The 10419-nt window shown below is 53.4% G+C and carries 12 protein-coding genes; 1 reads left to right on the top strand and 11 read right to left on the bottom strand.

Annotation, left to right across the window (positions count from 1 at the left end; genetic code table 11):
* On the top strand, positions 1-263 hold a 263-nt coding region (locus VOI14_RS15375), incomplete at its 5' end, for a hypothetical protein (RefSeq protein WP_323752921.1).
* Positions 264-535: 272 nt separating this feature from the next.
* Here VOI14_RS15375 and putP read toward each other — a convergent pair.
* The 11 genes from putP to rpmF all read right to left on the bottom strand — a co-directional run.
* Positions 536-2026 carry a sodium/proline symporter PutP gene (putP, locus tag VOI14_RS15380; protein ID WP_323752922.1) on the bottom strand — a complete coding sequence of 497 codons (1491 nt, stop codon included), beginning with the start codon at positions 2024-2026 and terminating at the stop codon, positions 536-538.
* A 301-nt stretch (positions 2027-2327) separates the two neighbouring features.
* Positions 2328-3107 (bottom strand): AraC family transcriptional regulator, encoded by a 780-nt coding sequence (locus VOI14_RS15385; protein ID WP_323752923.1) that lies wholly within the window; start codon positions 3105-3107, stop codon positions 2328-2330.
* A gap of 4 nt (positions 3108-3111) precedes the next feature.
* Complete coding sequence (gene tmk, locus VOI14_RS15390; RefSeq protein ID WP_323752924.1) at positions 3112-3756, bottom strand: dTMP kinase; 645 nt, start codon at positions 3754-3756, stop codon at positions 3112-3114.
* Positions 3756-4820, bottom strand: a complete 1065-nt coding sequence (gene mltG / locus VOI14_RS15395; RefSeq protein WP_323752925.1) for an endolytic transglycosylase MltG — start codon at positions 4818-4820, stop codon at positions 3756-3758. The genes tmk and mltG overlap by 1 nt, the downstream gene beginning before the upstream one ends.
* 5 nt (positions 4821-4825) lie before the next feature.
* Positions 4826-5644, bottom strand: a complete 819-nt coding sequence (locus tag VOI14_RS15400; RefSeq protein WP_323752926.1) for an aminotransferase class IV — start codon at positions 5642-5644, stop codon at positions 4826-4828.
* Between the two features lie 7 nt (positions 5645-5651).
* A complete protein-coding gene (fabF, locus tag VOI14_RS15405; RefSeq protein WP_323752927.1) occupies positions 5652-6899 on the bottom strand; it encodes a beta-ketoacyl-ACP synthase II in 1248 nt (415 codons plus the stop codon).
* Positions 6900-7024: 125 nt separating this feature from the next.
* Positions 7025-7258, bottom strand: a complete 234-nt coding sequence (gene acpP, locus VOI14_RS15410) for an acyl carrier protein (RefSeq protein WP_114333443.1) — start codon at positions 7256-7258, stop codon at positions 7025-7027.
* Between the two features lie 132 nt (positions 7259-7390).
* Positions 7391-8134, bottom strand: a complete 744-nt coding sequence (fabG, locus tag VOI14_RS15415) for a 3-oxoacyl-ACP reductase FabG (protein WP_323752928.1) — start codon at positions 8132-8134, stop codon at positions 7391-7393.
* Between the two features lie 15 nt (positions 8135-8149).
* Positions 8150-9088 carry an ACP S-malonyltransferase gene (gene fabD, locus VOI14_RS15420; protein ID WP_323752929.1) on the bottom strand — a complete coding sequence of 313 codons (939 nt, stop codon included), beginning with the start codon at positions 9086-9088 and terminating at the stop codon, positions 8150-8152.
* 112 nt (positions 9089-9200) lie between these two features.
* Entirely contained in the window at positions 9201-10205 is a 1005-nt protein-coding gene (plsX, locus tag VOI14_RS15425; RefSeq protein WP_323752930.1) for a phosphate acyltransferase PlsX, read from the bottom strand.
* Between the two features lie 43 nt (positions 10206-10248).
* A partial coding sequence (rpmF, locus tag VOI14_RS15430; protein WP_323752931.1) for a 50S ribosomal protein L32 occupies positions 10249-10419 on the bottom strand: 171 nt, incomplete at its 5' end.

Below are 10419 nucleotides of genomic sequence, written 5' to 3' on the forward strand. Positions count from 1 at the left end.
AGGCACGTGTGGCTGCGAAGTCCACCGTTCTGTCTACCTCTACCCGTAACTTCCCGAACCGTCTGGGCGATGGTGCCAACGTGTACCTGACCTCTGCGGAACTGGCTTCTGTTGGCGCGATCCTTGGCAAACTTCCAACTCCTCAGGAGTACATGGAGTACGCTAAAGATCTGGACAGCATGTCAGCTGAGATCTACAAGTATCTCAACTTTGACCAGATGGAGAACTACACCCAGAAGGCGTCTGAAGCGACTGTCGCTTAAGCACTCCTTTTCGGTTTAGCTCCATGAAAACGCCAGCCTTCGGGCTGGCGTTTTTTTGTGCCTGCCAAATAGCTCCTCCGTGCGCATGTCCCGGCTCCGCCGCGGGGTAGCTTTTCTTACGGGAAAAATAACTCGCCATGCTCAGACATCTTTTTCCCTGCAGAAAAACTACCCCACACCGGAGCCTAATTCCCCCTTTAGCACTTTCCTTAGCCACAAAAAAGGGCTCCCTTAGGAGCCCTTTCACTTACGGCGTGCCGTAATCGGACAGATTACCGCTCGATATGCTGGTATTCACCGGCGTCCGCTGTAGCCGAACTGACCACGAGGATGGCGATCAACGCAGCAAAGAAGCCAGGAATAATCTCATAGACGCCTGGACCACCCATGAAGCTGCCATTCCAGCCCATAGAGATCCACACCATAACGGTGACGGCACCGACAATCATGCCAGCAATGGCGCCAGCACCGTTAGTGCGGGACCACATCAGAGACAGCAGGATCAGCGGACCAAAGGCGGCACCAAAGCCTGCCCATGCGTTACTGACCAGACCCAGTACCTGAGAGTCAGGATCAGATGCAATCACTGCCGCAACCAAGCCAACAGCTACAACACATGCACGACCTACGTTCACGCACTCACGATCCGTTGCTTCTTTGCGCAGGAACAGGCGATAGAAGTCCTCAGTCAAAGAAGAAGACGACACCAACAGCTGACTGGAGATAGTACTCATAACAGCAGCCAGAAGAGCCGCGTACAAGAAACCAGTGATCAGCGGGTGGAACAGCATGTCAGACAAAATGATGAAGATGGTTTCCGGATCGGCAATATCCAGGCCATTGCGAACCGCATAAGCACGGCCGAACACACCCAGAGAAACCGCACCGATCAGAGAGATACCCATCCAACCCATACCAATGTTTCGGGCTGTCGGTACATCTTTCAAAGAACGAATCGCCATGAAGCGAACAATAATGTGCGGCTGGCCAAAGTAACCCAAGCCCCAAGTGACGGCAGACAACCAACCAACGAAGGTCAAACCGTCCGTCCAGGACAACAAGGTCGGATCAACTTCGTTAAGAGTCTGTGCAGCCTGGGCGTAACCACCACCGCCTTCGCCGAACAGCACAACGGCCGGCATAATGACCAAAGCCAGCATCATGATGCAGCCCTGAACAAAGTCGGTCATGCTCACCGCGAGGAAGCCACCTACAACGGTATAAGCCAGCACCACACCCAAGGTGATCACAATACCGACGGAGTAGTCGGTCAAACCACCAAAATTGAAGATGCCAGAAAAGGCACTTTCAAACAGCTTACCGCCAGCAACCAAACCGGAAGCGGTGTACACCGCAAAGAACACAACGATAACAATCGCGGACACAGTCCTTAGCGAAAGAGCTTTCGTCGGGAAACGGTTAGCAAGGAAAGACGGGATGGTAATGGCATTGCCATAATGAACGGTCTGCTCACGAAGGCGGGGCGCTACCAGCACCCAGTTGAAGAACGCACCCACGAACAAGCCGATACCGATCCACGCTGACGCCAAACCAGACACATACAACGCGCCCGGAAGACCCAGCAGCAACCAACCACTCATATCAGAAGCACCGGCCGACAGAGCCGCTACTTTCGGGCTAAGAGCTCGCCCACCCAACATGTAGTCTTCCGAGGAAGACGTAGACGTGCGCATTGCATAAATGCCGATGGCAATCATGAGCGCAAAGTAAGCAAAAAGACTGATCCAAACACCAATAGCCATAAGGCTCCTCCGGTTTAATGAGTCGGATTATATCCGCTCTCCAAGCGCAGCTCTGGCGCTCAGGCCAGACCACTACGCTGTTATTCTTGTTTAGCCGATGCCATCCTCACTGGAGCGAAGCGTACCTCGCACGGATACTCCTTCAATATAGTTAAACTTCAGTGTTTTGCGACTGAAATCAACAACAAATCGGCTATACGGGACTTCAGGCTACACAAGTTAGTATTACTACCGACCCACGGCTTACGAAATCCTACGATTCTTTTGCACAATCCTCCGGTACTGCGCATTACGACCGAATTTATGCGACATTTTCGCGAATTTGGAGCCTTGAGGGCGTTGTACCTTTGTATTTGCGCAACGCATTGGTAAGAGCACTTTGGGATGAGAAGCCTGTCCGGTAACTGATTTCAGACACCGACAGCTGGCTACAGGCAAGCAAACTGGCAGCCTGCTCGAGACGGGTTCGTAACAAAAACTGGTGAGGAGTAATTCCGGCCACTTCCCGAAAGATTTCGTGGAACCGACTAACGCTTAAACAGGCTTCGCCCGCGAGGTCCTTTACGGTTATTTTTCGGTGCAGGTTATCAAGAATAAAACGGCGGGTTGCTTCCGGGCTAACACTGTGACGAGCGGGTTTGACCGACGCTCCATCAATAACCCGATCCGCCATGCTATACAGAATGCTTGCACCCAGATGACGGTGCAGAGGGTCGTTATTCGGCGCACGGTCAAACTCACCCGCGGCATATTGAACCAGGCCCTGCAACCGATGATCCATCTGAACCGTACACGGTTTATCAAACAGTCGAGCTAGCAATTCGTATTCTCGATGAGCAGAGGATCCAAACGCCGCACTGTGGGGATCCAGGTTGATCACTAACACGTGGTTTTGCTGATCACCGCAAAAGTCATGCTCGATCTCTGTGGGCACCAGGCAAGCTTTCCACGTATCGAGATACGCACCTAGACCATCGACACTCAACTCAGCAGCGCCACGAACACCCACGACAACTTGATGGTGCTCGTGATGATGTTGCTGAGCATTCGCGGGGAGCTTTACGATCCTTGCATCAAGCATTTCCCTACCCTACTAACTGTGGCGTTTTGACCAGAGCGGCGAGCAAAGCCGCCACACTTTCAGAAACCTGCTCCAGCGGTAACGCGGCATTCACAATATGGTATTGACCTGGAGTGGCGGTAGCGCGCTCGAGATAGCTGTTGCGAATACGCTGAAAAAACTCGACATCTTCTTGCTCAAAGCGATCCAGCTCACCACGATTTTTGGCGCGAGCCATACCCGTTTCTACTGGCGCATCCAACAAAATAACGTGATCAGGACGCACGTCGCCCTGAACCAGGGCTTCAAGAACCGCAATGCGCTCTTTAGACACTCCGCGCCCTCCCCCTTGGTAAGCGAAGGTCGCGTCGGTAAACCGGTCGCACAACACCCACTTACCGGAATCTAAGGCAGGTAAAATATGGGTATGCAGATGCTGAGCTCGAGCCGCAAACATTAAAAGCAGTTCGGTCATTTCATGAACCGACTCATCCCGCGGCGCCAGCAGAAGCTCACGAATATTTTCCGCCACCGGCGTACCGCCAGGCTCCCGCGTCACAACACAATCAATACCCATAGATTCCAGGGTCGCCGCGGCATTTTTCATCTGGGTAGACTTACCCACGCCCTCGGTTCCTTCAAAGGTAATAAAACGGCCTCGAGTTGCCATTAGTCATCTCCGCCGTTGTTGGCATTAGCGCCCGGCACCGGATATGACCGATACCCTTCTTTACGATTCAACTGAAAAGCCCTGACGGCCCTCTGGTGCTCAGCCAAGGTTCTTGAAAATTTATGACTGCCGTCACCTCGAGCAACAAAGTACAAGGTATCACCATCATCCGGGTGCAATGCTGCATGAATAGAATCCCGTCCCGGAAGCGCGATCGGTGTCGGTGGAAGCCCATCAATACGATAGGTGTTGTAAGGTGTGTGCGTGCGCAAATCGCGCTTGCGGATTCGCCCATCGTAATTATCACCCATGCCATAGATAACAGTGGGATCTGTCTGCAGGCGCATCCCTTTTACGAGTCGCCGAACGAAAACACCCGCCACTTGCTGCCGCTCATAGGGCGCACCAGTCTCACGCTCCACGATCGAAGCCATAATCAAGGCTTGGTACGGCGTCTCGTAGGGAAGATCTTTGGCGCGTTCCGCCCATTCCTGCTCCAGCAAACTTGCCATGCGGCTGTATGCGCGCTTCAGAATATCCAGATCCGTCTCACTGCCGCTAAACATGTAGGTATCCGGAAAGAACCAGCCCTCGGGATGCTGATCACCAGCCCCAACGGACTCCATGATCTGCTCGTCAGACCAATCGGTTGTCACTTTCTCCAGATTCTCAGACTTGGCCAGCGCACTGCGCAGGTCGGCAAATGTCCAACCTTCGATGAACTGGACCGCCCACAGCTTAACCTTGCCCTCAACCATGGACTCAACGATATCCAGAGGCGTCATCCCAGGCGTCAGCTCGTAATCCCCCGCTTTGATGCGAGTATGCTCGGGCTTCAAACGACCATACAGCCGCAACCAAAGCGAATCCTGAACCAGTCCTTGCTGGGCGAACTTATGTGCCAAGCCATTAAACGAAGTGCCGTGCTCAACACTGAACAGTACAGGTTCTTCAAGTGCCACTGGCTTTTTCAGCGTGTCTAAGCCCTGCCAGACCCACAGGCCTATAGCCGCCGCTGCGATAATACCCAGCGCAAAAACCGAAACTATTAACTTCCTGAACACACGTATTATTCCATTTTTGGAGTGGAACCGCAGATTGTCGCAAGGCGGCCGGTAACAGGCAAATTCTGTCCAGCTAGAGTGCGAACCGACACCACGCCAAGCACGCTGTTGGTCAGATAGATTCCGCGACAGTTCGGCGCAAGCATGTCGTCCGGCAAAATTGGGGCTTCATGAACCGCCTCACCGTTCGCGTGCAGGCGCTCTAGAACATACCTTCGCATGACCCCCATCACCGCCACGGAGTGGGGTGGCGGCGTGCGCCAGCCGTCGTCTGTTTGAATGAAAAGATTGGTCCGAGTGCCTTCCACAACATGGCCGGCAGCATTCGCCATCAGGACCTCGAACACATCGTCTTGAAGCTCCGACGCCGCCATCACCTGCTCGATCCGGTTCAAAGACTTAATACCGCAAAACAGGGAGTTCACCGTGAGTGGGACACGAGAGAAATCGACATTCACACCACCCGCTGGCGCCGGAGGCGGCACGATGGCATGGGAAATCAGAAGATTTGGCTTCAAGTCAGGCGTCGGACGGTAGCCACGCCCTCCTGTACCTCGCGTGAGCATCAGCTTGAGAACCCAAGAGCTTTCTAGATAAAGAGCGGAATAACGCTGGAGTGCGTGATGAAACGCTCGCTCCAGCTCTACTCGCGTAATGGGAATGCGCAAACGTGCGGCGTCTCGGGTCATTCTGTCGAGATGGTACGCCTGCATGGGGGCGCAGCCATCATCGATCCTGATGGTCTCGAACAGCCCATCTCCATAGGCCAGCCCCCGATCACCGGGCGGAATACAACCATCTTCCGCCCAATATAACGTTACCACAGCTGACTCAGTCCTCGAATCGGCTAAAAATCAGCGTACCGTTGGTACCGCCAAAGCCGAACGAGTTGGACAAGGCCACTTTAACATCAGCCTTTCGGCTGGTATGTGGCACAAAATCCAGATCACACCCATCAGCCGGGTTATCAAGATTAATGGTCGGCGGCAAAATACCATCACGAACAGCCAAAACCGAGAATATCGCCTCCACAGCTCCCGCCGCACCCAGCAAATGGCCAGTCATCGATTTAGTACTGCTTACCGCGAGGTTTTCAGCATGTTCACCAAAGACCGACTTAACCGCCGCTACTTCAGCAATATCACCTGCCTGAGTGGAAGTACCGTGGGCGTTAATATAATCCACCTGGTCCACCGACAGGCCCGCATCGCGAATCGCATTGGCCATTGAACGGGCGGCACCCTCACCACCTTCTGGGGGCGACGTAATATGGTAGGCATCATCACTCATGCCAAACCCTGTAACCTCACCATAAATGGTGGCGCCACGAGCTTGAGCGTGCTCCAGCGCTTCCAGCACCAGCACACCAGCCCCATCACTCAACACAAAGCCATCACGGTCCTTGTCCCAAGGGCGACTGGCCTTCTCCGGCTCATCGTTGCGTGTCGACAAAGCCCGTGCAGACGAGAAAGCGGCAACCGCTGAACGCGTCGTCGCCATTTCTGAACCGCCCGCCAACATAACATCTGCATCACCGTAAGCGATGGTGCGCGCCGCATAGCCGATATTGTGGGTGCCGGTGGTGCAGGCTGTCACAATGGCAATGTTCGGGCCTTTGTAACCAAAACGAATGGCAGCGTTACCCGAAATCATGTTGATGACCGAAGCCGGCACAAAGAAAGGAGAGACCTTACGAGGTCCGGACTTCTCCATCTGGATAATGTTTTTTTCTATGTATTCCAGGCCGCCAATACCGGAGCCAATCGCAATACCGACACGTTCACGGTCGAGCTTGTCATATTGCTCCAACCCACTGTCATCCACCGCCTGCTGTGCCGCGATCAAACCATAGTGAATAAAAGGGTCAAGTTTTCTCGCTTCCTTGCTGGACAACCAGGGTTCCATATCGAGGTTTTTGACGGCACCACCAATGCGCGTATTGTAATCGGTTGCGTCAAAGCGATCGATAGCGCCAATACCGCTCCGCCCGGCACACACTGCCGCCCAAGAGGACGCTACATCGTTCCCCACTGGTGAAAGCATCCCCATGCCCGTGATAACAACCCGTCGTTTACTCATATCCTCATTCACCTGATTGTTCTTTAAAAATATCCATCAATCTTACTGATGTTCGGCCAATAAAAAAGCCGTCCTTCAATTTACAAAAAGGACGGCTTTCGCCTGGCAATCTGATCAGCAGAGTATCAGGTGTGCGCGACGATGTAGTCGATCGCGTTCTGAACCGTGCCCAGCTTTTCGGCTTCTTCGTCAGGAATTTCGGTTTCGAATTCCTCTTCAAGGGCCATAACCAGCTCAACGGTGTCCAGTGAGTCAGCGCCAAGATCCTCTACAAAAGAAGATGTGTTCTGAACTTCGGACTCTTTAACGCCCAACTGTTCACATACGATCTTCTTAACGCGCTCTTCAACTGTACTCATAATGTCCTCACTTTAGTGTCAACCAAGCAACTCAATAATTGCCAGTTTAGTTTAAACCCTACCTGCAAACAAGCAGGGGATCAGTTAAACATGTTGTGCGACAAGGGGTTGCACTACCGCCCTATAAGGGGCTTACCCCATATACATGCCGCCGTTCACATGAATCGTTTCGCCAGTAACGTAGGCAGCACCATCAGACGCCAGGAAAGCCACAACGGAAGCAATCTCTTCCGGCTCACCCAAACGCCCTGCCGGTATAATTTCCAGCATAGCGTTACGCTGCTTTTCGTCCAGTTTTTTCGTCATATCGGTATCAATAAAACCCGGAGCAACACAGTTCGCGGTAATACCCCGGTTTGACATCTCTTTCGCCAAACTGCGAGTAAAACCTTCAACCCCAGCCTTCGCAGCACAGTAGTTGCCTTGTCCTGGATTACCCATGCTGGCAACCACAGAACTTACATTAATCACCCTACCCCAACGGGCCTTCGCCATGCCTCGAAGCACGGCCTTGCTGGTCCGATAAACACTGGACAAATTGGTTTCCAGAACCGCTGCCCAGTCATCGTCTTTCAAACGCATCAATAAGTTATCACGAGTGATACCCGCGTTATTGACCAGAATCAGCGGTGCGCCTGATTGTTCGGCGATCTGCTTCAATCCGGCATCAATGCTTGCCGGATCAGCCACATCCATCACAAGACCGTAGCCGTTGTACCCGACCGCTTTCAGCCCCTCTGAAATAGAGTCAGCGCCTTCGGCACTCGTTGCGGTACCAACCACTTCGGCACCCAAACGCGCCAACTCGTGAGCAATAGCCTTACCAATACCCCGGGTCGCCCCGGTAACCAGCGCTACCTTGCCTTCCAACGACATAACCTACTCCGTCTATCAGGATTGGCCAAGCGCGTCTATTGCACTAGCCATAGAATCTGAGTCTTCGATACCGTGGACCGGCAAGCCACGCTCAATACGCTTGACCAATCCGGCCAAAACCTTGCCTGAGCCACACTCAACTGCCACACCAACACCTTCGCTGGTCAGCGTGCGGATCGAATCCGTCCACAGCACCGGAGAATAAAGCTGCTTCAGCAAATTGGATTTAAGCGTATCCGCATCTGTTGACACACCCGCATGAACATTCTGCACAACCGGAATGACAGCATCGTTAAAACGCACATCGTCCAACGCATCCGCCAACTCTTCAGCAGCGCCCTTCATCAAAGCGCAGTGAGACGGCACACTGACCGGCAGTGGCATCGCTTTACGAGCTCCCCGGGCCTTACAAGCTTCAATAGCTCGCTCTACAGCGGCCAAAGAACCTGCAATAACCACCTGCCCCGGTGCGTTAAAATTAACAGCTGCAACCACATCACCCTGTGCAGACTCTTCGCAAGCCGCAATCACTTCTGCATCGTCTAGCCCAAGTATCGCGGCCATCTTGCCTTCGCCAGCCGGCACAGCCTCTTGCATAAGCTCGCCACGCAGCCGCACCAGTTTAACGGCTTCGACGAAATCCAGACTCTCGGCAGCCACTAAAGCACTGTATTCGCCCAAGCTATGGCCCGCCACAAAATTGGGCTGAGGTCCACCCGACACCAACCACTGGCGCCACAGAGCTACACTGGCAGTCAACAGCACAGGTTGAGTAACCATTGTCTGATTGAGTTCCTCGGCCGGACCATTCTGGCATACGTGCCAGAGGTCATAGCCAAGGACATTAGAAGCATCACTAAAGGTTTCAGCGATCATCGGCCATGCTTCAGCAGCACCCGATAACATGCCAACCGACTGAGAACCTTGTCCGGGAAAAATAAACGCTGATTTCATAGACGCGATCTTATCGTTATTGGGGATTGGTGGAGATTAGCCAATAGTACAAGCCAGGCCAATTATCCGCGATAAAGTAAGTTAATGCGGGCCGACTTTAGTCTCAAACGACTTAAAACAACAAGTCGTCAAGCCGCTCATTAATTCTGCGGGGAACCTCATGGGTCACTTCGCACACCGCTTGTCGGATGGCTGCAAGCATGGCTCGCTCATTGGCATTACCATGGCTTTTGATAACCACGCCCTGAAGCCCCAAGAGGCTGGCGCCGTTATGCCGGGACGGATCCATAAGCTGCAATAATCGCCCCATAACCGGCCGAGCCAACAAACCTACGATGCGACCATACATAGAGCGGGTAAACGCCTGCTCCAGCAACTCAATCAGCAACCCTGCAACACCCTCACCCGTCTTGAGTGCAATGTTGCCAACGAAGCCGTCACAGACTACAACATCAGCAACGTTCCGAAACAGGTCGCTACCCTCGACATACCCTATATAGTTCAAAGTCTCGGACTGGGCGAGCATGTGAGACGCAAGGCGAACCTGCTCATTGCCCTTTATCTCTTCTTCACCCACGTTCAGCAGGGCAATACGAGGCTCAGCAAGCTCGGAGACAGCGGACGCCATCAATGAACCCATCAAAGCATATTGAAAAAGATTTTCGGCGCTGGAATCGACATTGGCACCGAGATCCAGAACCAGACAACGACCACGAAGAGAGGGGATGAGTTTAGCGATAGCAGGCCGCTCGATCCCTGGATACATACGGATCAAGGACCGCCCGAAAGCCATCAACGCACCGGTGTTTCCGGCACTGACACAGCCTTGAGCCTCACCATCACGAACTAGGCCAAGAGCAATGGCCATGGAGGAATTTCTTTTGTGGCGCAAAGCATGGGAGGGGCGCTCATTCATGCGCACCACATCAGCAGCTTCAACAACGCCGATTCTAGGGTGCTCGCCATGCAACAAAGCCTCGAGCTCGCTCCGGATACCTACCAGAACAAGACTCAAGGCCTCATTTTCACGCACTGCTTCCAGCGCAGCATGGACGACCACCTCGGCACCACGATCACCGCTCATGGCGTCGACGGCAATGGTGATTGGATTACTCACCGTTCGTCCATACGACACAGGTCAGAAGATGTCGCGGCGAGTATTACTCGTCGCGCGCTTCAACAACCTGCTTGCCGCGGTAGAAACCATCCGGAGATACGTGGTGGCGACGATGAACTTCGCCAGTTGTTGCATCAGTGGACAGCGCGGAAGTTGGCAGCGCGTCGTGTGAACGGCGCATGCCGCGCTTGGAACGGGTCTTGCGACTCTTCTG

This window comes from Marinobacter sp., assembly GCF_034669625.1.
In the GTDB taxonomy this organism is placed as follows: Bacteria; Pseudomonadota; Gammaproteobacteria; order Pseudomonadales; family Oleiphilaceae; genus Marinobacter.